This is a genomic window from Pseudoxanthomonas sp. UTMC 1351 (genome assembly GCF_040948865.1).
GTDB lineage: Bacteria > Pseudomonadota > Gammaproteobacteria > Xanthomonadales > Xanthomonadaceae > Pseudoxanthomonas_A.
In genome coordinates this window covers 150435-175763 of sequence record NZ_JAVGJT010000017.1, presented here as the reverse complement: position 1 = coordinate 175763, position 25329 = coordinate 150435, and the positions used below count along the sequence as shown (strand labels likewise).

The following is a 25329-nucleotide window of genomic DNA, read 5'->3' as shown; positions in this document are numbered from 1 at the left end:
ATGAAAGTACCTTCCATCACGCCGCCACCATCTCTTGCTGCGCAGCGCGACGCTGACGCAGCAGACGGTTGGCGACGTCCAACCAAGCCAGGGCGCTGGCTTCGATGATGTCGGGACTGGTGCCAGTGCCTTCGTATTCCTGATCTTCGTAGCGAACGCTGAGGTTGGCTTCGCCGCGCGCATCCGCGCCAAGGCCGACGCTGTGCACCTGATAGCTTTCCAGCTTCAGGTCCACACCGGTCGCCGAGGACAATGCGGCGAACAATGCGTCGACCGGACCATCGCCCTCGGCCGATTCCGCTACGCGCTCACCATCCGGCGCCGACAATTCGACCTGCGCGCTGGCCCGGTGACCGACATCACTGACGGTCATCGAGGCCAGGCGATAGCCTTCGGTGTTGGCGCCGTCCTGCATCATCGCCTGCAGGTCGGCGTCTTCCACCACGCGCTGGCGTTCGCACAGTGCTTTGAAATCGGCGAAGACCAGATCCAGTTCCGATTCTTCCAGCAGGTAACCCAGCGCCCGCAACCGTTGCTCGACCGCGGCGCGGCCGCTGTGGCGGCCCAGGACCATTTGCGACGACGGCCAGCCCACATCTTCCGGGCGCATGATCTCGTAGGTGCCGCGGTGACGCAGCATGCCATGCTGATGGATACCGGCTTCGTGGGCGAACGCATTGGCGCCGACCACCGCCTTGTTGCGCTGGACAGGCATGCCGACCAGCCGCGACAACAACTGCGAGGTGGACACGATGCGCTGCGTGTCGATGCGAGTATCGGCATCGAAAAAGGCACCGCGTACTTTCAACGCCATGACCACTTCTTCCAGCGCGCAGTTGCCGGCGCGCTCGCCGATGCCATTGACCGCACATTCCACCTGCCGCGCACCGCCCTCGATGGCGGCCAGTGAGTTGGCGACGGCCAGGCCCAGATCGTTATGGCAGTGCGCACTGAACACCACGTTCTTGGCGCCTGGCACAGTGGCGATCATGCGCTGGAACAAGCCGCGGATTTCGTTCGGTGTGGTGTAACCGACGGTGTCCGGCAGATTGATGGTGCCGGCGCCCGCCGCGATAGCCGCGGCGATAACCTCGGCCAGGAAGTCCTCTTCGGTACGCAGCGCGTCTTCGGCGGAGAACTCGACATCCTCGGCGAAGGTGCGCGCGTAGGCGACATTCTTGATTACTGAGTCCAGCACCTGCTGCTTGCTCATGCGCAGCTTGTGTTCCCGGTGCAGCGGACTGGTGGACAGGAACAGATGGATGCGCGGCTTGGCCGTGCCTTCCAGCGCGCGCGCGGACACTTGGATGTCGTTTTCGCGGCAGCGCGACAACACGCACAAGGTGGTATCACGCAGTTCCTTGCCGATCAGGTCAGCGGCTTCACGGTCGGATTGCGAGCTGGCGGGGAAGCCTGTCTCGATGACATCCACGCCAAGATCAGCCAGGGCGCGTGCCATCACCAGCTTCTGCGAAGGCTGCATGCTGCAGCCGGGGGACTGTTCGCCGTCGCGCAGCGTGGTATCGAAGATACGGACGTGGGCGGGGTTTGGCGTTTGCGATGATGTATTCACCAGGTAGATTCCTCTTCTACTGCTGCTACTGCGACGGAGAGGCGACGGGCCTTCGGCGGTGCTGCGGGGATGGGGGATAGGGGGATAGGAGTGGAAGCCGTAAGCGATGGTTCCGCTTCTGCGGTACGCCGGCGCGGTTTGCGCGGCGGCCGCGGACGGACTTCCGACAGCAAACGCGCCAAAACGGACGCATCGATGTTGCCGCCGGAGACCACCGCACATTTGCGGCGTCCGGCGACGCGGCGTCCAGCAGCCAACGCCAGTGCACCGGCACCTTCGGCGATGACATGTTCTTCCAGTGCCAGACGCACCAGCGTCTCGCGCAATTCTGCTTCGCGGACGATGACGATATCGTCCAGAAAATTGGCGCACAGGCGGCGGGTGATGAAGCCGGGGACCTTGACGCGCACGCCGTCGGCCAGTGAAGCCACAGGATCTTTCGGTGCGGTATCGCCTTTCAGTGCGCGCACCATCGAGTCCACGCCTTCCACCTGCGCGCCGACGACACGAACGCCCTGCGATTTCAGCGCCAGGGCGACACCGGATGCCAAGCCGCCGCCGCCAATGGGAACAATGACCACGTCCGGCGCATACGGTGCGATCTCGATGCCTACAGTGCCTTGCCCGGCGATCACATCCGGATCGTCGAACGCGGACAGGAACCGATAGCCATTTTGTTCGGCCAATTCTTTGGCGAACTGGAACGCTTCGTCATAACTGTTGCCATGCTGGCGCACGGTGGCGCCCCAATGCGCCACGCCGGCGATCTTGGTTTCCGGTGCACCATGCGGCATTACGGTGATGGCCTGCACACCCAAACGATACGCAGCCCAAGCCAATCCCTGCGCGTGGTTACCGGCGGAAGCGGCGATCACCGGGCGGCGGTCGCCACGCTCGCGTCCTGCCAGCAGCGCATTCAAGGCGCCGCGCACCTTGTACGAACCGGTGCGCTGCAGGTTTTCCAGTTTCAACATCACGCCGAAGCGTTCAGCGTGATGCAGCGGCGTAGGCGGCAGATACCGCCGCAACCGCGCCTGCGCCGCCAGCACATCACCCACGGTAACGACGACGTCGCCGACGTCCGGGTCGTTGCTGGCGGGGGCTTGGCTGTCAGGCACTGGGAAGCCGGGAACGGGGAACGGGGAACGGGGAATGGGAGCGTACGGGTAACGGTTGGAGAAGACTCCTCCGGACGGTAGGAGCGACAAACGCGAAAGCCTTGTATGCGCCTGGACGGGCACGCATCGCCTCAGCAACACGGAAACTTTCATTCCCTGTTCCCTGTTCCCCGTTCCCGCTTCTGCACGCAGTCACAGCACAGCCTCCGCCATCTCCACCACCGTGATCTCCACCGACTCACAGTCATAGATCTTCTGCATCTGCAGGCGCAGGGTTTCGGCGGGGCGGTTGCCGTCCACCACCAGTTGCAAGCGCCAGCGGCCATCCGCGGCCGCGGGTTCGCCGCTGATCGCCTGCGGGGTGAAGCCGCGGCGTTCGGCCATGCCGATCACGCGAGTCAACGCGCCTTCGGCTGGCTTCAACACCAGGTCAAGCCGGTATCGCATGAGTCGTCGGCTCCGGGTTTGGTTTGGCGGGGTTGGCGTCCAGCATCGAGCTGTTGGCGTGGTTGGGCGGCACCAGTGGCCAGACGTTGGCCTTGATGTCGATAGCGACGTGCAGCAAGGCGGGACCGGGCTGAGCCAGTAATTCCTTCAAACCATCTTCGACTTGGCTACGCAGATCGATCCTGCGTGCCGGTATGCCGAACACTTGCGCCAGTGCGGCGAAGTCGGGGTTATCCGAAAGATCGATCTCGCTGTAGCGCTCGGCAAAGAACAGTTCCTGCCACTGGCGCACCATGCCCAAGGCGCTGTTGTCCAACAGCACGATCTTCACCGGCAGCTTGCAACGGGCGATGGTGGTCAGCTCCTGCACGTTCATCATGAAGCTGCCGTCGCCGCTGACCAGTACGACGGTGCGATCGGGACACGCGAACTGCGCGCCCATCGCGGCCGGCAGGCCAAAACCCATCGTGCCCAGCGCGCCGCTGGTCAGGTGATTGCGCGGATGCTCGAACTTGCAGTGCTGCGCCACCCACATCTGATGCTGGCCGACGTCGCAGGCGATGATCGTGTCGGCAGGCGCCACTTCGCTCAGCCGCTTCAGCAGGCCAGGCGCATAGATGTCGCTACCCGGAGCGTCGTAGCGGAAACCGAATTTCTCGCGGTGCTGATAGCAGCGCTTGCGCCAGTCTTCGCAAGTGCTGCGTGCGGCGGACAATGCACGCAGGCTGATGGCGACATCGCCAGGAACGGCAATGTCGGCCTTCCTCAGTTTGGAAATCTCATATGCGTCGGCATCCAGATGCAGCACGCGCGCGAAAGGCGCGAACTCGGCCAGCTTGCCAGTGGCGCGATCATCGAATCTCGCGCCCACCACGATCAGCAGGTCCGACTCCTGCACTGCCATATTCGCGGCGCGCGTGCCGTGCATGCCCAGCATGCCCAGGTAATGCGGATGCTGGCTGGGCAGGGCGCCCAAGCCGCGCAGCGTCAGCACCGTGGGAATCTGGGTGACGTCGACGAACTGGCGGAAGGCATCTACTGCTTCGGCCAACGCGATGCCGCCACCACCGTAAATCACCGGTTTTTCAGCACCGGCGATCGCCGCCAAGGCTTCGGCCAGCGCCACATCCTCCGGTGCCGCTGGCGGATCCACCGACGCGGGCACGTGGTCGGGCAGATGCGAGGCATCGGTCATCTGCACGTCCTTGGGCAGATCGATCAGCACGGGGCCCGGCCGGCCTTCGCGCGCTATGCGGAACGCTTCGCTCACGATCCGCGGCAGATCGTCCACCCGGCGTGCGATGAAGCTGTGTTTGACGATGGGCAGCGTCAGACCGAACACGTCCAGTTCCTGGAACGCATCGGTGCCCATCAATCCCGTGGCCACTTGTCCGGTCAGGCAGACCATCGGCACCGAATCCAGCATCGCGTCGGCGATGCCGGTGACCAGATTCGATGCGCCCGGGCCGGACGTGGCCACGCAGACGCCGACTTTGCCGCTGGCCCGTGCGTAACCGTTCGCTGCCAGCGCTGCGCCCTGCTCATGCCGCACCAGGATGTGGCGCAGCTTGGAATCCACCAGCGCGTCGTAGAACGGCATGATGGTGCCGCCCGGATAGCCGAACAGCGTCTCCACGCCCTCGGCTTCCAGGGCGCGGGTCAGCCAGCGGGCGCCATTGCACGGGATCGTGGCAGTGGCAGCGGCGGCGTTCATGCGGCGGCGGCCCGGGCGCTAGCTGTGGCGTCATCGGCGTCCGGCTGCGAGGCATTGGCCTGCAGCCACACCATCTTGGCGCGCAGCTTCTTGCCGACCACTTCGATCGGGTGGTCCAGGTCGGCCTGCTTGAACTTCTTGTAGTTCGGTAGGCCGGCTTCGTATTCGGCGACCCAATTCTTGGTGAACGTGCCGTCCTGGATGTCGGTCAGGATGTCCTTCATGCGCGCTTTGGTGCCAGCGTCGATCACCCGCGGGCCGCTGACGTAGTCGCCGTACTGAGCGGTCTCGGACACGAATTCCAGCATGCGGGTGATGCCGCCTTCGTAGAACAGGTCGACGATCAGCTTCAGCTCGTGCAGCACTTCGTAGTAGGCGATTTCCGGCTGATAGCCGGCTTCCACCAGCGTTTCGAAACCGGCCTGCACCAGCGAGGACGCGCCGCCGCACAGCACTGCCTGTTCACCGAACAAATCGGTTTCGGTTTCTTCCTTGAAGGTGGTCTTGATGATGTTGGCGCGCGCACCGCCCAGGCCGGCGGCGTAGGCCAATGCCAGCTGCTCAGCGGTACCGCTCTTGTCTTGCTGGACGGCGTAGATGCAGGGCACGCCACGGCCGATTTCGTATTCGCGACGCACCAGCGCGCCGGGACCCTTCGGTGCCACCAGCACCACATCCAGATCCTCGCGTGGTGTGACCAGGCCGTAATGCACATTCAGGCCATGGGCGAACAACAGGCAGGCACCGGGTTTCATGTTGGGCGCCAGCACGTCGTAGTACAGGTTCTTCTGCACCATGTCCGGCGTCAGCACGGCGACTAGATCAGCATCCTTCACCGCGTCGGCGGGCGCCTTCACCACGAAACCGTCGGCTTGAGCCTTCGCCTCGGTCGGGCCGCCGGGACGCAGACCGACGGTGACATCGAAGCCGGACTCGCGCAGGTTGAGCGCGTGCGCGCGGCCTTGGCTGCCGTAGCCGACGATGGCGATCTTGGGTTGCGGGAGGGAGTTGGCGGTGGTCATGTCGTGGAGTTCCTTGGAAGCGCGAGTTGGTGGATAGAAGTTGTTGGATAGTGATTGCTGAACAGATTGCTGGACAGAAACTGGCGGCAATAAAAAACCCCGCATCTTTCGGTGCGGGGTTTTGCGAATCTGGCGTTGTTTTCTGCTTACACGCCTGTTCGTCCCGCACCTGTGGGCAAGGTAATAAGGACGAGGACGAGAATGGAGGTCGCAGGCATCGCGGTCTTCACGGCGTCGGGCAGTAGCGTGTGGCGTTGCAACATGCGACAAGAGAAACACGCCCGTTTGCGTCTTGTCAAGCAAGTCGGATCGATTTTCTGTAATGTCCTGACGACCGGCTTATTTGCTGGGTGATGGTTGCAAATGCAACCATGAAAAACCCGCAGAATCGCGGCCCCGCAATGCCTCGCAACACCACACGAAGACCATGCCTGAATACCGATCCAAGACCTCTACCCACGGGCGCAACATGGCCGGTGCCCGCGCGCTGTGGCGCGCCACCGGCATGACCGACGGCGATTTCCACAAGCCGATCATCGCCATCGCCAACTCGTTCACCCAGTTCGTTCCTGGCCATGTGCACCTGAAGGATCTGGGGCAATTGGTTGCACGTGAAATCGAACGCGTCGGCGGCGTGGCCAAGGAGTTCGACACCATCGCGGTGGATGACGGTATCGCGATGGGCCACGACGGCATGCTTTATTCGCTGCCAAGCCGCGAGGTGATCGCCGATTCGGTGGAGTACATGGTGAACGCGCACTGCGCGGACGCGCTGGTGTGCATCTCCAACTGCGACAAGATCACTCCGGGCATGTTGATGGCCGCGTTGCGGCTCAACATTCCCACTGTGTTCGTATCCGGCGGACCGATGGAAGCCGGCAAGACCAAGTTGGCCGACCACAAGCTGGACCTGATCGACGCGATGGTGATGGCAGCCGACCCCAACGCATCCGACGAAGAGGTCGCTGCGGTCGAACGCAGCGCGTGTCCCACTTGCGGCTCGTGCTCGGGCATGTTCACCGCCAACTCGATGAACTGTTTGACTGAAGCATTAGGCTTGTCGTTGCCGGGCAACGGCACGGTGGTGGCGACGCATTCGGATCGTGAGCAGTTGTTCCTGCGCGCCGGGCGTGTTGCGGTCGAACTGTGTCATCGCTGGTATGGCGCCGAGGACCCGACGGCATTGCCGCGTGGCATCGCGACCTTCGAGGCATTCGAGAACGCGATGACGCTGGACATCGCCATGGGCGGTTCCACCAACACCATTTTGCATTTGCTGGCGGCCGCTCAGGAAGGCGAAGTGCCGTTCGGTATGCGCGATATCGACCGCTTGTCGCGGCGCGTACCGCAACTCTGCAAGGTGGCGCCGAACACGCAGAAGTACCACATCGAAGACGTGCACCGCGCCGGCGGCATCATGGCGATCCTGGGCGAACTGGCGCGTGGTGGTCTGCTGCATACCGATGCCGCCACGGTGCACGCGCGGACGCTGCGCGAAGCGATCGCGCAATGGGACGTCACCGGCACGCAGGACGCGGACGTGCGTACGTTTTATCAAGCTGGACCCGCCGGCATTCCCAGTCAAGTCGCTTTCAGCCAATCGACGCGTTGGCCATCGCTGGATATCGACCGCGAGGAAGGCTGTATTCGCAATGTGGCGCATGCGTACTCGCAGGAAGGCGGGCTGGCGGTGCTGTACGGCAACATCGCGCGTGACGGTTGCGTGGTGAAGACCGCGGGCGTGGACGAGTCCATCCATGTCTTCGAAGGCACAGCGCGTGTTTACGAGAGTCAGGACGCGGCGGTGAAGGGCATCCTGAGCGATGAAGTGAAACCGGGTAACGTGGTGGTGATCCGTTACGAAGGCCCCAAGGGCGGCCCGGGCATGCAGGAAATGCTGTACCCCACCAGCTATCTGAAATCCAAGGGCCTGGGCAAACAATGTGCGCTGCTCACCGATGGCCGTTTTTCAGGCGGTACGTCGGGCTTGTCCATTGGCCATGTTTCGCCGGAAGCGGCCGGCGGCGGTGAGATCGGTTTGGTTCGTGACGGCGACCGCATTCGCATCGACATCCCGCAACGTGGCATCAATCTGCTGGTTGCGGAAGAGGAGCTCGCGGCTCGACGTGTGGAGCAGGACGCGAAGGGCTGGAAGCCGGCGCACCCGCGCACCCGCAAGGTCACTACGGCATTGAAGGCGTATGCGCTTCTGGCTACCAGTGCCGACAAGGGAGCGGTGCGAGACCGTGCGCTGCTGGACAGCGTTTGACGGCGATTGTCACCGTTCCAGGATGATTGCGTAGGAGCGCCGTCCCGGCGCGAGCTCTTCCTGCCAGATCGCGATAGAAGCGAAGAGCTCGCGGTGGGACGCCGCTCCGCGCCCGCGCCCCGGTAGCGCTTCGGTGTGCGAGATCAAGAGCGCGCCGCAGTGCGTCCATATGCTGAACAAAGGGGCTTCAATCGCTCTTCGCTTATATCGCAACCTGACGGCAAGAGCTCGCGGCGGGACGCCGCTCCTACCAATCAAATAATGCCGTTTACCCACCAGACGGTAGACTCAATGAATCCACTCCGAAGTCAGCACCTCGGCCTTGCTGCCGTCGCTCTTAACTTCGATCTTGGTGTCCGGGCCGTTTTCGCCGGGACCGAAGAACTCGTAGATGACGATGCCATCGCCTTGATCGCTTTCGATGATGCGGTTGGCTTTGAACCCGGGATTTGCATTCGCTAGCGCTGTGGCGACCGGTGCGGGCACCTGTTCGGCAACTAGGTCGCGTTGTACTTCGACCACCGTCCACTTACCCTCAATGCGGGTGATATCCAATTCCAGCTCGGCGCCGTCCAGCATGCCCGCAACGTCGTAGTAGTCGTTGCCATCGCGCTGCTCGTGTTCGACAGCCGTCACTTGCAACTGCGGACGAGCGGCCTTTGCCGCTGCCAAAACTTCGACAGGAACACTCGCAAGGTCTTCAGCTTGCTTTCCCGTGGCCTGCACGCGGGTGGAGGGTGCGCCAGCGGTCTGCTCGGTGGGGGCGGGCGGCTTGCCGCAAGCCGCCAATGACAGAAGCAGGACAACCAGGATGGTGCGGGTGGGGCGAGTGGTCATGACAGGCTCCGATAGGCGGTCTTGAGCCGATGATACCGGTGGTCAATGAGTCTCTCCACTTCGGTGGAGGTTACGAGCCAAGGCGATGCTCAATTCCACGCCGGCCTGGCCGCTATCGATAGCGACATCCGAGGAAACACCATGCCGCTATCCGCAGCCATCGATCCGGTCAGCCAAGATCCCGTGGTGCTCGGCTGGCTGCCTGACGCCCCCGTGGGTCTGCTTCGGCTGGATGCCGCCGGCAGATTGGCCGCGGCCAATCGCGCCGCGCGGGACTTGCTGGAACTGACGGATGCGTCGTGGCAGACAGGTAGCGCCTGCGTTTGGGGATTGCCGGTCGATGCACTGTGCATGGACGAAGGTGTCTGGGTGGCGCCGGGCGAGGATGCGGCGCGACGGGTGCGCTTCCAGCGCGACGGCGAAGGCTGGATGCTGTCGCTGCCACACTCGGAAACCGCGGCATTGCTCCGTGATGTAGCGATGCTGGGTGCCAGCCAGGCACAGCCGGGCGGCGTATTGCCGGTACATCCGCTGGCCCAGCGTTTGCAGGAAGCCGCCAGCGAGCGGCAACTCCTGGAGGATGTCGGCGAGCGACTGAGCAATTGCGATCTCGAACTGGTCCTGCCCGCCGGGCAGCCAGTTTCACCGTTGCAACGCCGGTTGTCCGCCGGCTTCGGCAATCTGGCCGAAGCCATTCGCCAGGCGGTGGCGCTGTCGCAGCAGATTGCGGCCGAGGTGCCGCATCTGGTCAGCGAAAACGACGAGCTGCTACGCCAATCACAAGCGCAGCTCTCGGCACTGGAAACGGTGCTGCAGGCAAGCCGTCGATTGATGGAAGGACTGCAGGGCGCCGCCGAGGAGCTGCGGACCGTAATCGCGGTGGCCGCCAATGCGGACGCCAGCGCACGCCAGGGCGCCGATGCGGCGCGCGAGTTGAGTACGGCGATGCGCGAAGTCGAGCGTCGCTCGCAGCGGGCGGACGAGGTGATTGAGGTCATCGATTCGGTGGCTTTCCAGACCAATATCCTGTCGATCAACGCCAGCATCGAAGCGGCGCGCGCGGGAGAGGCAGGGCGCGGATTTGCGGTGGTCGCGGTGGAGATTCGCCGGCTGGCCGAGCGCGCCGCCTCCGCAGCGCGGGACGTACGCGCAATAGTCGGTGAAACCCATGCGGCGCTGGAGGAAAGCGCCGTTGCGGCGCAGTCCACTGAAAATGTACTCGGTGGCATCGGGCAGCTACTGGCGCGTGCAAGTACGGCGATGCAGTCCGTGGCGGTGCGGGTAGCCAAACAAGGCGACGAAATCGCCGCCATCGACCGTGCGGTGGAAGATGTGGTGGGATTGAGCCGCAGCAATCTGCAGCATGCCGGCCAGGTCGCGGAACGCAGCGAGGCGCTGGCACAGGGCACTGGCACGTTGCACGACTGCGTGGGCCTGTTTCGACTCCCCGAGGATCCAATGCGCGTCCGCCGCCACGCACGGGTGTATCAACTGGCGCAGAACGCGGTCGCCCGAATCGGACAAACGCTGGAAGCGGCGATCGAGGACGGTCGAATCGACGAGGGGGCGCTGTTTTCGCGCCAGTACGTTCCAATGCCGGGTATCGAGCCGGCAAAGTTCACCACCGCTTTCGATGCAATTTGCGATGAACTGCTGCCGGAGGTGCAAGAGCGCGTCGCCACGATGCACCCGTGGTTCGTCTTCGCCATTTGCGCCAACCCCGATGGCTACGTGCCTACACACAACCTGCGTTTCAGCCAACCTTTGACCGGCGACGCGGCCGTCGATCTGGTGGGCAACCGCACCAAACGCATATTCGCCGACCGCGTCGGCCGCAGCGTTGGCGCACACACCGACCCGTACCGGCTGCAGATCTACCGCCGCGACACCGGGCAGATCATGTTCGATCTGTCCGTCCCCATCTTTGTCGCTGACCGGCATTGGGGCGGCTTTCGGGTGGGTTATTCGCTGGAATAGCGGATTTTGACGCTACATGGCGGATCCACCCGATTCAGCATCTCTCCGGCCTCCGAAAGTGCGCGAGACACCCGGGAAGCGCTCGCGGCCGCTTGGCTCCAGCCGGACAGCATGATTCAATGCTCCCCGAAGCGGGGGTATCGGGCTTGACGCCACGATTGAGACAGACCCTTCGAACCTGATCCGGTTAAGACCGGCGTAGGGAAGCTTCGCAGGATAGTTGTGAGGAGCCGTCGCCTTGAAAGGCGCGCGGGGGCCGAAGCCCTTCTCCCATGCCTTCCATGCGCCGCCGCTTCGTCCCGCCGCCTTTGGACGAACGCCATGAATGCCATCCCCAGCAGCCTGCTTCAGCAAACCGAGCAGCTTTCCGAATCCGTTACCCGGCCGATCCCCGGTTCGCGCAAGATCTTCGTTGAAGGTTCCCACCCGGATCTGCGGGTGCCGATGCGCGAGATCGCGCAGAGTCAGACGCCGACCATCTTTGGCGGCGAAGAGAATCCCCCGATCACTGTCTACGATACCTCCGGTCCCTACACCGACCCTGATGCCCAGATCGATCTGTCCACCGGCTTGCCCGCGCTGCGCGCTCGTTGGATCGAAGAACGCGGCGATACCGAGCCGCTGAGCCAGTTGAGTTCGGAGTTTGGTCGTGGCCGCGAAACCAATGCGAAGCTGGCGGCCGTGCGTTTTCCTGGTCGCCTTCTGCCGCGCCGCGCCAAAGCCGGCGCCAACGTCAGTCAGATGCACTACGCAAAAAAAGGCATCGTGACGCCGGAGATGGAATTCGTCGCCATTCGCGAAAACCAACGGCTGGAGGCGGTGCGCGATGCGTTGCTGTTGGCGCAGCATCCGGGTGAAAGCTTCGGTGCCAGCATCCAGAACATCATCACGCCGGAATTCGTCCGCGACGAGATCGCACGCGGCCGCGCCATCCTGCCGAACAATATCAACCATCCCGAGAGCGAGCCGATGATCATCGGCCGCAACTTCCTGACCAAGATCAACGCCAACATCGGCAACAGCGCGGTGTCCTCCGGCATCGCAGAAGAAGTGGAGAAGCTGGTGTGGTCGATCCGCTGGGGCGGCGACACCGTGATGGACCTCTCCACCGGCAAGCACATCCATGAAACCCGCGAATGGATCATCCGCAATTCGCCAGTACCGATCGGCACCGTGCCGATCTATCAGGCATTGGAAAAGGTCGATGGTCGCGCCGAGGAACTGACCTGGGAAATCTTCCGCGACACCCTGATCGAGCAAGCCGAACAGGGTGTGGATTACTTCACCATCCATGCGGGCGTGCTGCTGCGTTATGTGCCGCTGACGGCCAAGCGCGTCACCGGCATCGTTTCTCGCGGCGGGTCGATCCTGGCGAAGTGGTGCCTGGCGCATCACAAGGAAAACTTCCTCTACACCCACTTTGAGGACATCTGCGAAATCATGAAGGCCTACGATGTGGCCTTCTCGCTGGGTGATGGTCTGCGCCCCGGCTGTATCGCCGATGCCAACGACGCTGCTCAGTTCGGCGAACTGGAGACGTTGGGCGAGTTGACCAAGATCGCTTGGAAGCATGATGTGCAAACCATGATCGAAGGCCCCGGCCACGTGCCGATGCAGCTGATTAAGGAAAACATGGACAAGCAGCTGCGCGAATGCGGCGAGGCACCGTTCTACACCCTGGGGCCGCTGACCACTGACATCGCCCCGGGCTACGACCACATCACCAGCGCGATCGGCGCGGCAATGATTGGCTGGTTCGGCACGGCGATGCTGTGCTACGTCACGCCCAAGGAGCACCTGGGCCTGCCCAACCGGCAGGACGTGCGCGACGGCATCATGGCCTACAAGATCGCCGCGCACGCGGCCGATTTGGCCAAGGGCCATCCAGGCGCCCAGGTTCGCGATAATGCGCTGTCCAAGGCACGGTTCGAATTCCGTTGGGAAGATCAGTTCCACCTGGGCCTGGATCCGGAAAAAGCCCAGGAATTCCACGACGAGACCCTCCCGAAGGACGCGCACAAGGTGGCGCATTTCTGTTCGATGTGCGGTCCGCATTTCTGTTCGATGAAGATCACCCAGGATGTGCGCGACTACGCTGCCGAACACGGCGTCGACGAAACCGCGGCGCTGGACGCCGGCATGGCGGAGAAGTCCGCCGAGTTCCTGGCGCAGGGCGCTCAGGTATATCGCCCCAGCTGAACCCGGGCGGCGACCTACATATTTTGTTGCCATGGGACTGTCATGATGTTGGCCTTCCCGGCGTGCGCCGGGAGGGCGGTTTCTAACAGGAGGGTGAAGATCATGCGTGTCTCATACCGTTCCATTATTCTCTGCTTGGCCATTGCGGCCGTGGCGCTGTTGGCGGGTTGCGCCACCGGTCCGCGCATCAGTAGCGATGTGGATCCGACGGCCGATTTTTCGCGTTATCGCAGCTTCGCTTTCTATTCGCCGCTCGCCATTGAGAGCCAGGGCTATACGACCTTGGTCAGTGGCCGAATGAAGGCGGCCGCGCATGCGCAGATGGAATCCCGCGGTTACGTCTATGACGAGAAATCGCCGGACCTTTGGGTCAACCTGAACGCCTTCATGCAGGAAAAAACCGATGTGGTGAGCATGCCGGAGGTCGACTACGACTACTACTACAGCTACCGCGCACGACGCTATGTCGCGGTGCCGTATTGGCGCGATCGGACGGACGTCTATCGTTATACCGAAGGCACGCTCAACGTTGATCTCGTCGATGCGCGGCATAACCGTTTGGTATGGGAAGGCGTTGCGGTGGGGCGAGTCGCCCGCGCCAAACCGGAAGAGCGCGCCGCGCGCATCGATTCGGCCATTGCCGACATCTTCGCGCGCTTTCCATACCGCGCCGGTTCCGGTGCGCCGGCGGTGGCGCCATGAGGGGCGGTGGCGGGGTTTCCGTGGCCAAGGCAGGCATCGGATTCGGCACAGCGCTGGCTATCACAATCTCCTGGAGCGCCAATAAATCACTACTGTGGGCGATCATCCACGGCGTACTGTCGTGGATATACGTGGCGTACTACGCGCTGGTTTACCACTTCAAGTAGAAGGCCTTTGGCAGTTCACCCGGCTCGCCGCTGCCGAATTGCGTCAGGCGACACTCGCCGCTCCAGGGTCATTGCGGACGGCAGGCAAAAAATTCGCGCCGGAGGGCGCGAATGTTGAGACTTTTGTAATAGGACGTCGGCGAGAGAGAGGGATAGCCTGTGTGTTGCTCCCGTTCAGGGGGAACACACAGAGAACTGTAAAATGCGCCGGCCAACGGCGCTTTCCCCCCATCGCTGTCATGGTTTGCCGAGTTTGTCGAATTGATTGCCGATAGGCATTCAGACACATGACGAGTGGGGATGCCGTGCGCACCATATTCCCCCATGTCGAAGCCTACCGATCCTCTCGCCCCTTTGCTCTCCGAGCGCCTGCAGGTGGGAGATTGCGTGGTCGATATTCCGCTGCGCGAGGTGAGAGCGCCTGGCTCGCGCAGGGCCGTGCGGATCACGCCAAAATCGTTGGGTGTATTGCTGGTTTTGGTGGAGAACGCCGGCAAAGTAGTAAGTCGCGACATATTGCTCGCTGAAGTCTGGCCGAACACGCTGCCCACCAACGATGTGGTCACGCAAGCGATTACGCAGTTGCGCAAAGCGTTCGCGGTAGGCCGCGACCATCCCAACTACATCGAGACCATCGCCAAGAGTGGATACCGGTTGCTGGCACCGGTGGAGTGGCTGGCGGCAGAGATGATCGAGGCCCCGCTGAGGATTGCGCCGGCCAAGGTTGCGGAAGAACCGTTGGCGCGGCAAGAAACAGCACCCACATCGCAGTTGCGCGCGGACGCTACTGTCGTCACCGTGCCGAAGCAGCCTCCTGTGCAGAAGCAGGCTTTGCGCTGGAAGCAACGGGTATTGTTGGTCGGCGGCGTTGCACTGATTGCGGCGCTTGTCTGGGCTGGATGGCGGTGGCAGTCCGCCGAGGGTCTTGGCTCGGCCGCAGCCATCAAGCAGCAACTGACAGCTCCTACACGTCCGTACCAACTGATCACCTCGGCACCAGGTTTCGAGTTCTCGCCTACTTTGTCCCCGGATGGATCGTTGGTGGCGTATTTGTCCAGCCCCGCCGAAGAAATCGTGGGGTCCTCGATCCTGGTACAGGCGACCAATCAGAGTCAGCCGCGTGAGTTGACGCGTCCGCCGACAGGTGCGTGGGACAGCAACCCCGAATGGTCGCCGAACGGGCGGGAGATCGCGTTCCTGCGGCGCGTCCCTGGAGAAGATTGCAGGATCATGGCCGTGTCCGTTGCCGGCGGCGACGAACGGGTCCTGGGCGATTGCGATCCCGGCAATCGTCCGAGCTTTGATTGGACGCCAGATGGCAGCGGGTTGATCTTCAGTAGCGCGGCACGCAGCGCAGGCTCGCCAGGTCTGCGGGTGCTCGATCTTAAGACAGGGCGATGGCGCCATTTGCAGTATGGCGCAACCGAGGACGATGTGGATTTTGCGCCTCGCTATTCGCCCGACGGACGCTGGATCGTCTTCATACGCAGCACCCCGCTTGGTGATCTCTGGCGTATCCCGGCCGGTGGCGGCGGTGCCGAGCGGCTGACTCGCCAGTATGCGGAACTTCGCGGTTGGGACTGGACGCCGGACGGCCGCGCCATTGTTTATGGCCGACGCGTCGACGGCCATACACGGTTGTACTGGTTGTCGGTGGCCAACGGACAGATTCGCGATTTGGGAATCGAAGACGCGCAGGCCCCGACCATAGCGGACCGGGCGAATGCGCTGGCATTCGTACAACGCAAACCGCATTTCGGTATCTACCGCGTCAGTACCGACGCGGGCGATCTTTCGGGGCCGCAGCGACTCTTCGCGTCTTCTGGCCGGGACACTCTGCCTTCCGTGGCGCCGGACGGACGGCAGATCGTCTTCACTTCCGACAGGTCGGGTGAGTTCGCCTTGTGGTGGGCCGACATGGAGCGGCCTACCTCGTTACACGTCATCGAAGGTATCCGGCCGGAATCGCGATATCTGCCGGTGTGGTCGCCTGAAAGCCGCCGGGTGCTGGTGATCGGAAGCGATGCGGCCGGAAATTTTGGCCTGTACGAGATCAATCCCGCGAATGGACAAGTGGTACGACTTCAAGTTCCGCAATCTGCCGGTGATCTGCTGACCGCCGCCTATCTGCCGGACCCGAAACGATTGCTGGTGATAACGGGGAGTAGCGACGGTGGGCAACGACTGACGTTGTTTGATCGCGGAGACGACAAATGGCGGCTGCTGGCGACGCTTGAAGGTGTCTCATTGGCAAAGCTGGATCCGTCGCAAGGCCGAATACTGCTCACCTATGCCGCTCGCGAGGGGCTGTGGCAGACGGATCTGGCGCTGTCGCCCGATAGTCTGCGCCGCGTGGATGGTACCTATCCTTCCAGCCAGCGCTACCGCACCTGGTCCGTATCTGAAGATGGGCACATCGAGTACCTGGAGCAGCTTGCTGGCTGCTTCGTCAGCTTGCGTCACATCGGGGTCGGGCGTTCCCATCCGGCTCCTCGCTGTGTTCAACCGGCTCACCTGTCATCAGTAAACGGATTCAGTAGCAGTGCGCGCAATCGGGCCGTATACGTGGCGATGGCGCAGGATGATGGCGCGGACATTGGATTCATGTCGTTGCCGTCGCTAATGGAGCTGCGTTCGGAGGAGGAGCAACTTGCTGATCCGTAATGAAAAATACCTTTCGTAATTCCTTCGGAAGAGTTCTCGCCAAAATTTCGTACAAGTCTCCCGCAAATTTCCTGAACTGGGTTCGCTAATCGGGCACATGGAATGTTCGATTTGTGCAAAGTGGAATGAGCGATGGAGCAAAAGCAGTGGAGCGACCGTGGCCAGCAAATCCGGCTGGAGCAGTCCGAGCCGACGGGTCGGAGCAGCTGCGTGGGTGTTTCCCGCCTGGGCAGCGTCCAGGTATCCGGAGACATGTTCTCGGTCTGGATACAGCTGCGGGGGGCCTCGTGGGTGGAGGCGAAGGAAGGCAAGTTCCGCCTGCGCCCCGGACAGTGGATTGCGCTCGAGCGCGATTCCAAGCCATTGATCCAGACCGACCGTCACGGTGTTTGTATCGGATTGACCCTGAGCGCAGAGGTGCTTCGAGGCATGGTGCCGCTGGCCGACAGCACGCTGTACGCCGGTCGTGGACGGATTCCCCGGCGTGATGGCCGCATCGCATTGAAGTTGTGGCGCCAAGCCGCGGCGCGCCTGGCCGATCAGCAAGAAAAAAGCGATGCGGCCGCGTTGCGGCCGATTCTGTTGCACATGGTCGCTATCCAGCAGGAGCTGGATGCCTACATACAACGCTGTCCCGGTCGCTCGCGCAGCCGCAAACGGCAGGTGTTCGGCCGGTTGCAGCGCGCGCGGCTGTATCTGGAAGGAAACTGCGATCGTGTCGTGCGAATCAGCGAGTTGGCGGAGCTGACCAGTTTCTCCAGCTGGTATTTCTCGCGCACCTTCTACACCTTGTATGAAGAAAGCCCGCAGGCCGCCGCCGCGCGTATGCGGCTGGAGCGCGCGGCGGAGTTGCTGGGCAGCACGTCGATGATGATCGGCGAAGTAGCCGCCGCTTCCGGTTTCGACAACTGCTGCAGCTTCGCCCGCGCTTTCCGCGCGCGCTTTGGTGTGTCGGCATCGCGCTACCGAATCGCATTGAGCCACTCCAGGACAGACTCGGCAAAGTCACCGGGCCGCGCACGCAAAGCAGAGATCCTCACCGGAACGTAACTTTGGAGCGTGTTTTAACACGCCAATAACGATTACTCCGGAGGAGAGATTCAATGAACTATCGCAATCCGCGTTTCGCGGTGCGAGCCGGCCTGCTGCCGGCTGGTATCGCGCTCGCATTGGCACCGGCATTCGCCGGCGCTCAGGAGCAGACTGAGGGCAGTGCCCCCACCACCTTGGATCGAATTGAAGTCACCGGTTCGCGTATCCGACAGGTCGATACTGAGACCGCTCAACCGGTGCTCAGCATTTCGCGCGATGAAATCGAAAAGCAGGGCTTCCGATCGGTCGCCGACATCCTGCAGAACATCTCTGCCGCTGGGTCGCCAGCGATCAGCCGCTCAGAGCCTCTCTCTTCCGGTGAAATGGTCGGCGGCTACTACATCGATCTGCGCAACCTGGGCACCCAGCGCACGTTGGTGCTGGTCAACGGCAAGCGCCTGGGCGCCAGCGTAAGCGGTTGGCAGGACGTCTCGCAGATTCCGACGGTCATGGTTGAGCGTATTGAGGTTCTGAAAGACGGCGCTTCCTCGATCTATGGCTCTGACGCCATGGCCGGTGTGATCAACATCATTACCCGCAGCAACTTCGAAGGTGCGGAAGCCAGCGTCTACTACGGTCAGTACAGCCAGGGCGATGGTGATAAAGAAGCCTACGATTTCGTAATGGGTTTTTCCGGCGACCGCGGTTCGCTGACCGTTGGCGCCGAGTACTCGAAAGAAAAAGGCGTGTGGGCCAAGGACCGCTGGTTCAGCCAGTCCTCGCGCACCAATCGTCATCCTACCCAGGGCTGGACAACCGTCAGCCAATGGGGCTCGTTGATTGATCCTCAAGATCCCACGAACCCGGATGATGACATCGCTTATGTGCTGGATCGCGGTGCGAATCCCTATAACTTCGCCAACTACCATCTGCTGGACCCCACACCTATCACTGGTGACGTCAGCAATGCGAATGAGCAGATGCACCTGCTGACGCCGACGGAGCGTCGTTCGGTATTCGTTAACGGCAAGTTCGACATCACGGAAAACGTCCGCTTCGTTACCGATCTGCTCTACACCAAGCGCTCGTCGGAGGCGCAGGTGGCTGGCTACCCGATGCAGTCGGGCGCGTATGACCTGATGATGTCGGCCGATAGCTACTACAACCCGCTTGGCAATCAGTGGAATCCAGGTGCAGGCCAGGAAGTGGGCTTCGTTCACCGCGGCTGGGAAATGCCCCGCGTTTCTACCAACGAGCTCACCACGTTCCGTTTCACTGGCGCCTTGGAAGGTTCGTTCCAGTTTGCCGACAAGTACTTCGACTGGGATGTCGGCATGCTGTACAACAATGCCGAAAACATCCAGATGCAGACCGGCAACTTCCGCATCTCCGCAGTGCGCGCGGCGACGGGGGAATCGTTCCTCAACCCGAATACGGGACGCGTGGAATGCGGTAGCGCCGCCGGTTTGGCGGCAGGTACCAATCCCGCCTATGGCGCGGGCCCAGGTGGCTGCGTGCCGTGGAATCCGTTCATTGCTGCCGGTCGTGCGGGTGATGGCGGTATCACGGGCAACGACGAGCTGATCGCGTTCCTGTTCCCCACCACCCACAATCGTGGCGAAGTGGAAACCAACAGCTATTTCGCTAACCTGACGGGCTCGCTATTCGCGCTACCGGCCGGTGACCTGGGTTTCGCAGTCGGTTACGAATATCGCAAGGAAAAGGGCGAATTCAATCCGGACGCGCTTTCACAGACGGGCGACTCCACCGATCTGGCCGCTGGTCCGACCCGAGGCGGTTACGACGTCAACGAGCTCTATGCTGAGCTGAGCATCCCGGTACTGGCGGATCTGCCGGGCGCACAGGAACTCACGCTGAGCGTCGCAACCCGCTATTCCGACTACAGTACCTTCGGCGACACGCTCAACAACAAGTTTGGTTTCAAGTGGAAGCCGATTGACCAGTTGATGGTGCGCGGTACTTGGGCCGAGGGCTTCCGTGCTCCGACCATCGCCGATTTGTATGGCGGCGGATCGCAATCGTTCGAGTACTTCACCGATCCGTGCGACACCTTGTTCGGCGATGCCGCTTCCAATCCTGTAACCTTGGCCCGCTGCGCGCAAGACATCGCCAATGCAGCGAATTTCCGTCAGCTGAGGCAAGGTTTCGTGGAGGCGGAAGGTCCGGATGAACAGAGCCCGGTTCCGTTCAACTCCGGTTCCAATCCAAACCTGACGCCGGAAACCTCCACTTCCAAAACCCTGGGGGTTGTCTGGAGTCCAACCTTCGCTGAAGGGCTGAACCTGTCGCTGGACTGGTGGGCGGTCAAGGTGGAAAACACCATCGTCGACGACACCCCGACGGATCAGCTGAACGACTGCTACATCCTTGGCATTGCCGAGCGTTGTAACAGCTTCACCCGCGATCCCACCCGCGGTTACGTCAATAACCTGTCCTATGGCGGCCGCAACGCCGGTTACTTGGACACCGAAGGTTATGACATGGAAGCAGCGTACCGCTGGGACAGCGATTTCGGCCGCTTCGATTTCAACTGGCAAACCACGTACGTCTCCAAGTACCACCTGAAAACCACCAACGACAGCGGGGTTCCCGTAACCGTCGAGAATGGCTTCGGCGGCTACTTCCGCGTTCGCTCGAACCTGAGCACCAACTGGACGCTGGGTGAGTTCGGCGTTGGCTGGAACATGCGCTATTACTCCGGCACGAAAGAACGCTGCTATTACGCGGATGAGTGCACGGATCCGGGCTACCAGTCGCCGGATCCCACCAAGAACTACGGCATGAATCGCATGGGCGCCAACACGTTCCACGACATCCAGGTCCGCTGGAATGCCCCGTGGAATGCCACCATCTCGGTGGGCGCGAACAATGTGTTCGATCACTACGCCGCTCCGGCGTATTCGGCACCGAATTCGCAGTACTCGTACTACGGCGGATTCGATATCGGTCGCTTTATCTACATGCAGTACAAGCAGACGTTCTGATCCTCGATCGAACACCAGTCGCTACACCGTTACGGCCCCGCAAGGGGCCGTAGTTTTTTTGTGGAAGACTATCCGCCGCTCGCGTTGCGACATTCTGCGGGCAGGTAGCCGAAGTCGAAGCCATTTAAACGCGCCGTGGGGTTGGCGAATTCGCGCTATTAGAGAGCTTCAGCCTTTACTCCCAGCAAAGCCCCCCTCACACTTGCTCGGGTAGCTGTCGCTGAGACACACATGAAACTGCCGGCCCCGTTCATCCAATTGCCCATCAGCTTCGACGCTGCCGCTCTGGCGCGGGAAATCTCCCAGATCGAAGACGCTCATTGGCGGCCGCATCCGGGCGGTATGCCGGGCAACAGCGCGCTGACCTTGATCACGACCGATGGCGATCCGGACAGTGATGAGACCGCCGGGCTCATGCGGCCGACGCCGTGGTTGCTGCGGTTGCCTTATCTGATGCAGGTGCTGGAAGCGCTGGGGGCCACCTGGGGGCGGTCACGGCTGATGCGGCTTTCCGGGCAGTCGGAAGTTTCCCCGCATGTGGACGTCAATTATTACTGGCGCGAACGCATGCGCGTGCACGTGCCGATCATCACGACCCCTTCGGTGCGTTTCCATTGCGGCGACAGCGAAGTCAACATGGCCGCCGGAGAGTGCTGGATTTTTGATACCTGGCGCCGGCACTGCGTGCTGAACCATGGCGATGACACTCGCATCCATCTGGTCGCGGACACGGTCGGTGGCGGACGTTTCTGGGACCTGGTGGCGCAAGGCCGCACCCCGGAACAGCGTGAGCCTGGATGGCAGCCGAAGCGCCTGGATCCTCGCGCCGGCGGTGATATGCCCGCGTTGGATTTCGAATCGTTTAACGTGCCGGTGGTGATGAGCCCGTGGGAGCTACGCGAACACATCGTGTTTCTTCTGAATGATGCGGAGCACGTTCCGCAACTAGCGCCCATCCAGATCGCACTGCAGCGATTCGCCCACTGTTGGCACGCGCTTTGGTCGTGCCACGGTACTGACCCTGCCAGCTTTCCCCGATATCGAGAGCTGCTGGAGCGAACCCAGCAGGATATCGTCGGCAAGGGCGTCGCTCAGATCGCGCTCCGCAATGGGGGAAGGTTGATGCAGGCGCTCAACGCCCACGTATTCACCGTAGCCTTGAACGAACCGAAAGCGGTGCCGACCACCGAGATAGGCTCGGCCTTGCCGGCGGAACCCATGCGGCAATCAGGGACGCCGGCCCGCGCATGAAAGATCCGTTGTTCGACCGCCCCGTTTTCATTCTTTCCTCTCCGCGGTCCGGTTCAACCCTGCTGTTCGAGACGTTGGCACAGGCGCCGGAATTTTTCACCATTGGCGGCGAGAGTCACCAGTTGATCGAACAGGTACCTGGCTTGGCGCCAAGGGACCGAGGGTTCGATTCGAACGTGCTTACCGAAGCCGACGCCTCGCCGGAGAGAGCGCAGCTGCTGCGGAACCGATTCTGGGCGGGGCTTCATGACCGTGCAGGGCGACCGCCGACAGCGGATAAGGTGCGGATGCTGGAAAAGACACCCAAGAACGCTCTGCGAATTCGTTTCCTACAATCAATATTTCCGGAAGCCCGGTTCGTTTTTCTTTATCGCGATGTGCGGGAAACGCTGGGCAGCATGATCGACGCGTGGAAATCCGGTCGCTTCAGGACGTACCCCGGATTGCCGGGCTGGCCCGGTCACCAACCTTGGTCGCTGCTGCTGGTGCCAGGTTGGAGGGAGTTGATTACGCAGCCGCTGCATCATGTGGTCCGCGTGCAGTGGGAGCGCACTTTGAACCACATCCTGGACCAGCTTGAGCCGCTGCCACGCGAACGCTGGACCACGCTGGACTATGCGGACTTTCTCAAAGATCCAGCGACCGAGATCCAGCGCATCTGCGCTGCGTTGGACCTGAAATGGGATCGCGAACTGAGTCAAACGCTGCCGCTGTCGCGCTACACCCTGACCTTGCCCGAGCCTGACAAATGGCGCAGGCATGCTGAGTTGATTGAGCCGTTGTTGCCGGGGTTGGCTCCGACTGTTGAGCGTGCGCGTCGAGCGGTGGAGGCCGGAAGGACAATGCCGGCGTTATAGATGTCTGACTAGCGGCGAATCTCAGCTTCCTTCTCCCTTTGGGGGAAGGCATGCTGCTTACGAGCCAATGGCTCGTGCATGCCTGAACGCCCTGCGCGCTGCGCAGGACCGGGGCGCGAAGCAAGAGCCTGCCCCTGTACTTGATACGGAAGGGCGGATGAGGGAATGGCAATGACTCGGTAGTGACATTCGCTACAAACGGATACCTCATGCCCTCATCCGTCGCTTCGCGCCACCTTCTCCCGGTGGGAGAAGGAAACAGCCTCCGCCCATCCGGTGCTGCGCGGAGCCGGACTGGCAAGTGTGGGGAATTGATTCGGCTAATTCCGAGTCGAATTTTCCCCAAGCTAATATGGCATCACCCCTCTTGCTTGCACCGCTCAATCGCTTCCACCAACACCTGCTTGGCGGCTGCGGCGTCGCCCCAACCATCCAGCTTCACCCACTTGCCTTTCTCGAGATCCTTGTAGTGCTCGAAGAAATGGCCAATGCGCTCCAGCCAGTGCGAACTGACCTGATGGATGTCATGGATATGGGTATAGCCGGCGAAAACCTTGTCCACTGGGACCGCGAGCAGCTTTTCGTCGCTGCCGGCTTCGTCGCTCATGCGCAAGACGCCGACCGGGCGGCAGCGGATGACCGAGCCGGGAATCAGCGGCAGCGGCAACACCACCAGCACATCGGCCGGATCGCCGTCGCCGCACAGTGTGTTGGGCACGTAGCCGTAGTTGCAGGGGTAACGCATGGGCGTGGAGAGGATGCGATCGACGAAGATCGCGCCGCTGGCCTTGTCCACTTCGTACTTGACGGGTTCAGCGTCTTTCGGGATTTCGATGATGACGTTGATTTCGTCAGGCGGGTTCTTGCCGGAAGTGACCAGGTCCAGGCCCATTCGCTCGCTCCAGAGGGGTGCAGGTGATAGAAGGCCGGTATTTTACGCACATGGGTGTTGCGCCGCAGCAGGGCGGATTGCAGGCTGAAGGGTGCCGTTTGTCGGCTAAGCGGCCTGGGTGAGCGCCGGACGGCGTGTTTGTAGCCAAGCGCTCAGGTTCCAGACCCCACAATCCCGCACGCCCATGAACCCCCGTCTCCGCTGCCTGTTGCCGTTGTTCGCCTTGCTGATCACTGTCTCCAGTGCCGAGCTGGAGGCACGGACGGTGTACCGCTGCGTCCGCCAAGGCACGGTCAGCCTGGCGACTGCGCCGGAGCCCGGGTCCCGCTGCACCGCTAAGGAGCTGGACGACAACGCCGTCCAGACCCCTAATCTCTGGGGTTCGATGGGCGTGTTTAGCGGCACTTTGTACGAGCGGGAGCAGGATGGCCAGCTGGTCTACAGCACCCGCAACCTGCCCGGTTCGCGGCCCTATCTGAAGTTCACCGTGGCAACTCCGCCAGGCGAGCCCGCTCATCCTGGCCTGGGCAAGGTGAGTGCACCGCGCTTGAATATGTACTCAAAGGAATTCGCCGCTGCGGCACGGCAGACCGGTGTCGAAGACGCATGGCTGCGCGCGGTCGCACACGCCGAGAGCGATTTCGACGCCAAAGCGGTGTCGCCCAAGGGCGCCCAAGGGCTCATGCAACTAATGCCGGAACTTTCTAAGGAATACGGAGTAACCGATCCGTTTTCATCGTCGGAATCCATTCGCGCGGGCGCGCGCCATCTGAAGTCGCTGATACGCCGTTATAAAGGCGATCTGAAACTGACAGCCGCGGCCTACAACGCTGGCGTGGGTGCCGTGACGCGCTACGGCGGCATTCCACCGTATACGGAGACGCAGGCGTACGTGGAGAAAGTAGGCGCGCTCCACGAACGCTACCTGCAAGCCATGGGCAAGCGCATTGCGGAACGACCTGCGGAATAGTCGTCTCAAGATAGAATTTTCCAGCTTTTTTAGGCTTTTTTCACGCGATTGCGACGCAGGGCGCCTATCGTGGTCCATGACTCCACCACGGCATGTAGATGCGAGGAGGCTTGTCATGAAAACCCGACGCGTATTCAGCGCACCCGATATCAATACCGCGGAAGAGGCCCTGAACGCGGCTATCCGGGCTGGTATTCGGCCGGATCACACTGCACTGGTGGGTCAATCGGCGGTGGAGATGGCGCTGGTTCCCGACTCGCAGAAAGAAGCCTCGCCCACGGACTTCGTTCCGGCCGCACTGCGCGGCATCGCCGGCGGCGGCGCCATCGGACTGCTTGGAGGGTTGCTGGGCATGGCGATTCCCGCAGTAGCCATTCCGGTGACTGGCGTCGTACTGACCACCTTGGTCGGCGCGACGGTGGGTGGGTGGTCCGCGGCATTGGCCGGTTCTGCCGTGCCGAGCGATATCCGCCGCGACTACGAGAAAGAGATCGAAGCCGGTCGGCTGCTGGTGGTCATTGATGAAGAGGATGAAACCGTTCTGGAACGCGCCAGTGAAGCGGTGGCGGCGACCGGCACGGAACGGCTGAAGATGGTCCACCATGGGTTGCTGCACTGAGTAATGGTGGCCGG

General features: G+C 62.0%; 19 protein-coding genes and 1 riboswitch. Of the genes, 12 read left to right on the top strand and 7 right to left on the bottom strand.

The genetic code is table 11. The features are described 5' to 3' along the window. Nucleotides 1–16: 16 nt before the first annotated feature. The 5 genes from AB6O04_RS12875 to ilvC all read right to left on the bottom strand — a co-directional run bounded on the left by AB6O04_RS12875 (nucleotide 17) and on the right by ilvC (nucleotide 5874). A complete protein-coding gene (locus AB6O04_RS12875) occupies nucleotides 17–1573 on the bottom strand; it encodes a 2-isopropylmalate synthase (RefSeq protein ID WP_368564396.1) in 1557 nt (518 codons plus the stop codon). Beyond that, nucleotides 1570–2691 (bottom strand): threonine dehydratase, encoded by a 1122-nt coding sequence (locus tag AB6O04_RS12870; RefSeq protein WP_368564394.1) that lies wholly within the window; start codon nucleotides 2689–2691, stop codon nucleotides 1570–1572. The genes AB6O04_RS12875 and AB6O04_RS12870 overlap by 4 nt, the downstream gene beginning before the upstream one ends. A gap of 192 nt (nucleotides 2692–2883) precedes the next feature. Further along, nucleotides 2884–3138, bottom strand: a complete 255-nt coding sequence (locus tag AB6O04_RS12865) for an ACT domain-containing protein (RefSeq protein ID WP_368564393.1) — start codon at nucleotides 3136–3138, stop codon at nucleotides 2884–2886. Further along, a complete protein-coding gene (gene ilvG, locus AB6O04_RS12860; RefSeq protein WP_368564392.1) occupies nucleotides 3122–4852 on the bottom strand; it encodes an acetolactate synthase 2 catalytic subunit in 1731 nt (576 codons plus the stop codon). Before ilvG ends, AB6O04_RS12865 begins: the two co-directional genes overlap by 17 nt. Next, nucleotides 4849–5874, bottom strand: coding sequence for a ketol-acid reductoisomerase (gene ilvC / locus AB6O04_RS12855; RefSeq protein ID WP_368564390.1), 1026 nt, complete (start codon nucleotides 5872–5874; stop codon nucleotides 4849–4851). Before ilvC ends, ilvG begins: the two co-directional genes overlap by 4 nt. A 427-nt stretch (nucleotides 5875–6301) precedes the next feature. On the opposite strand from ilvC, the gene ilvD reads away from it, so the two are divergent. Beyond that, entirely contained in the window at nucleotides 6302–8143 is a 1842-nt protein-coding gene (gene ilvD / locus AB6O04_RS12850) for a dihydroxy-acid dehydratase (protein WP_368564389.1), read from the top strand. A 288-nt stretch (nucleotides 8144–8431) separates the two neighbouring features. On the opposite strand, the gene AB6O04_RS12845 is transcribed toward ilvD, so the two are convergent. Then, nucleotides 8432–8980 carry a hypothetical protein gene (locus AB6O04_RS12845; RefSeq protein WP_368564388.1) on the bottom strand — a complete coding sequence of 183 codons (549 nt, stop codon included), beginning with the start codon at nucleotides 8978–8980 and terminating at the stop codon, nucleotides 8432–8434. Nucleotides 8981–9121: 141 nt separating this feature from the next. Here AB6O04_RS12845 and AB6O04_RS12840 point away from each other — a divergent pair, with 141 nt between their 5' ends. The 9 genes from AB6O04_RS12840 to AB6O04_RS12800 all read left to right on the top strand — a co-directional run bounded on the left by AB6O04_RS12840 (nucleotide 9122) and on the right by AB6O04_RS12800 (nucleotide 22834). Further along, nucleotides 9122–10957: a methyl-accepting chemotaxis protein gene (locus tag AB6O04_RS12840; RefSeq protein ID WP_368564433.1), complete on the top strand. Its 1836-nt coding sequence runs from the start codon at nucleotides 9122–9124 to the stop codon at nucleotides 10955–10957. Between the two features lie 123 nt (nucleotides 10958–11080). Further along, a riboswitch (TPP riboswitch) is annotated at nucleotides 11081–11180 on the top strand. Nucleotides 11181–11278: 98 nt separating this feature from the next. Then, on the top strand, nucleotides 11279–13156 hold the full coding sequence (gene thiC / locus AB6O04_RS12835; protein ID WP_368564387.1) for a phosphomethylpyrimidine synthase ThiC: 1878 nt from the start codon (nucleotides 11279–11281) through the stop codon (nucleotides 13154–13156). Between the two features lie 102 nt (nucleotides 13157–13258). After that, nucleotides 13259–13858 carry a DUF4136 domain-containing protein gene (locus tag AB6O04_RS12830; RefSeq protein WP_368564385.1) on the top strand — a complete coding sequence of 200 codons (600 nt, stop codon included), beginning with the start codon at nucleotides 13259–13261 and terminating at the stop codon, nucleotides 13856–13858. Beyond that, entirely contained in the window at nucleotides 13855–14025 is a 171-nt protein-coding gene (locus AB6O04_RS12825) for a hypothetical protein (RefSeq protein ID WP_368564384.1), read from the top strand. The genes AB6O04_RS12830 and AB6O04_RS12825 overlap by 4 nt, the downstream gene beginning before the upstream one ends. Nucleotides 14026–14349: 324 nt before the next feature. Continuing rightward, a complete protein-coding gene (locus AB6O04_RS12820) occupies nucleotides 14350–16689 on the top strand; it encodes a winged helix-turn-helix domain-containing protein (RefSeq protein WP_368564383.1) in 2340 nt (779 codons plus the stop codon). Between the two features lie 132 nt (nucleotides 16690–16821). Next, nucleotides 16822–17739 (top strand): helix-turn-helix domain-containing protein, encoded by a 918-nt coding sequence (locus tag AB6O04_RS12815; RefSeq protein ID WP_368564382.1) that lies wholly within the window; start codon nucleotides 16822–16824, stop codon nucleotides 17737–17739. A gap of 53 nt (nucleotides 17740–17792) precedes the next feature. Next, complete coding sequence (locus tag AB6O04_RS12810) at nucleotides 17793–20726, top strand: TonB-dependent receptor plug domain-containing protein (RefSeq protein ID WP_368564381.1); 2934 nt, start codon at nucleotides 17793–17795, stop codon at nucleotides 20724–20726. Between the two features lie 231 nt (nucleotides 20727–20957). Next, the gene (locus tag AB6O04_RS12805) at nucleotides 20958–21977 is read left to right on the top strand and encodes an aspartyl/asparaginyl beta-hydroxylase domain-containing protein (RefSeq protein WP_368564380.1); all 1020 of its coding nucleotides are present in this window, start codon (nucleotides 20958–20960) and stop codon (nucleotides 21975–21977) included. Beyond that, complete coding sequence (locus AB6O04_RS12800) at nucleotides 21974–22834, top strand: sulfotransferase (protein ID WP_368564379.1); 861 nt, start codon at nucleotides 21974–21976, stop codon at nucleotides 22832–22834. The genes AB6O04_RS12805 and AB6O04_RS12800 overlap by 4 nt, the downstream gene beginning before the upstream one ends. Before the next feature lie 358 nt (nucleotides 22835–23192). Here the strand turns inward: AB6O04_RS12800 and ppa are convergent, their stop codons facing one another. Then, nucleotides 23193–23726 (bottom strand): inorganic diphosphatase, encoded by a 534-nt coding sequence (gene ppa / locus AB6O04_RS12795; RefSeq protein ID WP_368564378.1) that lies wholly within the window; start codon nucleotides 23724–23726, stop codon nucleotides 23193–23195. 184 nt (nucleotides 23727–23910) lie between these two features. Between ppa and AB6O04_RS12790 the strand changes: the two genes are divergently transcribed. Both AB6O04_RS12790 and AB6O04_RS12785 read left to right on the top strand, forming a co-directional pair. After that, nucleotides 23911–24696, top strand: a complete 786-nt coding sequence (locus AB6O04_RS12790) for a lytic transglycosylase domain-containing protein (protein ID WP_368564376.1) — start codon at nucleotides 23911–23913, stop codon at nucleotides 24694–24696. 115 nt (nucleotides 24697–24811) lie between these two features. Further along, nucleotides 24812–25315 (top strand): hypothetical protein, encoded by a 504-nt coding sequence (locus tag AB6O04_RS12785; RefSeq protein ID WP_368564374.1) that lies wholly within the window; start codon nucleotides 24812–24814, stop codon nucleotides 25313–25315. The last annotated feature ends 14 nt before the right edge of the window (nucleotides 25316–25329 follow it).

Bases quoted from the DNA above. Each gene is read 5' to 3' on its own strand.
- AB6O04_RS12865 (WP_368564393.1), bottom strand. From the start codon at position 3,138: ATGCGATACCGGCTTGACCTGGTGTTGAAGCCAGCCGAAGGCGCGTTG.
- ilvG (WP_368564392.1), bottom strand. From the start codon at position 4,852: ATGAACGCCGCCGCTGCCACTGCCACGATCCCGTGCAATGGCGCCCGC.
- ilvC (WP_368564390.1), bottom strand. From the start codon at position 5,874: ATGACCACCGCCAACTCCCTCCCGCAACCCAAGATCGCCATCGTCGGC.
- ilvD (WP_368564389.1), top strand. From the start codon at position 6,302: ATGCCTGAATACCGATCCAAGACCTCTACCCACGGGCGCAACATGGCC.
- AB6O04_RS12845 (WP_368564388.1), bottom strand. From the start codon at position 8,980: ATGACCACTCGCCCCACCCGCACCATCCTGGTTGTCCTGCTTCTGTCA.
- AB6O04_RS12840 (WP_368564433.1), top strand. From the start codon at position 9,122: ATGCCGCTATCCGCAGCCATCGATCCGGTCAGCCAAGATCCCGTGGTG.
- thiC (WP_368564387.1), top strand. From the start codon at position 11,279: ATGAATGCCATCCCCAGCAGCCTGCTTCAGCAAACCGAGCAGCTTTCC.
- AB6O04_RS12830 (WP_368564385.1), top strand. From the start codon at position 13,259: ATGCGTGTCTCATACCGTTCCATTATTCTCTGCTTGGCCATTGCGGCC.
- AB6O04_RS12825 (WP_368564384.1), top strand. From the start codon at position 13,855: ATGAGGGGCGGTGGCGGGGTTTCCGTGGCCAAGGCAGGCATCGGATTC.
- AB6O04_RS12820 (WP_368564383.1), top strand. From the start codon at position 14,350: ATGTCGAAGCCTACCGATCCTCTCGCCCCTTTGCTCTCCGAGCGCCTG.
- AB6O04_RS12815 (WP_368564382.1), top strand. From the start codon at position 16,822: ATGGAGCAAAAGCAGTGGAGCGACCGTGGCCAGCAAATCCGGCTGGAG.
- AB6O04_RS12810 (WP_368564381.1), top strand. From the start codon at position 17,793: ATGAACTATCGCAATCCGCGTTTCGCGGTGCGAGCCGGCCTGCTGCCG.
- AB6O04_RS12805 (WP_368564380.1), top strand. From the start codon at position 20,958: ATGAAACTGCCGGCCCCGTTCATCCAATTGCCCATCAGCTTCGACGCT.
- AB6O04_RS12800 (WP_368564379.1), top strand. From the start codon at position 21,974: ATGAAAGATCCGTTGTTCGACCGCCCCGTTTTCATTCTTTCCTCTCCG.
- ppa (WP_368564378.1), bottom strand. From the start codon at position 23,726: ATGGGCCTGGACCTGGTCACTTCCGGCAAGAACCCGCCTGACGAAATC.
- AB6O04_RS12790 (WP_368564376.1), top strand. From the start codon at position 23,911: ATGAACCCCCGTCTCCGCTGCCTGTTGCCGTTGTTCGCCTTGCTGATC.
- AB6O04_RS12785 (WP_368564374.1), top strand. From the start codon at position 24,812: ATGAAAACCCGACGCGTATTCAGCGCACCCGATATCAATACCGCGGAA.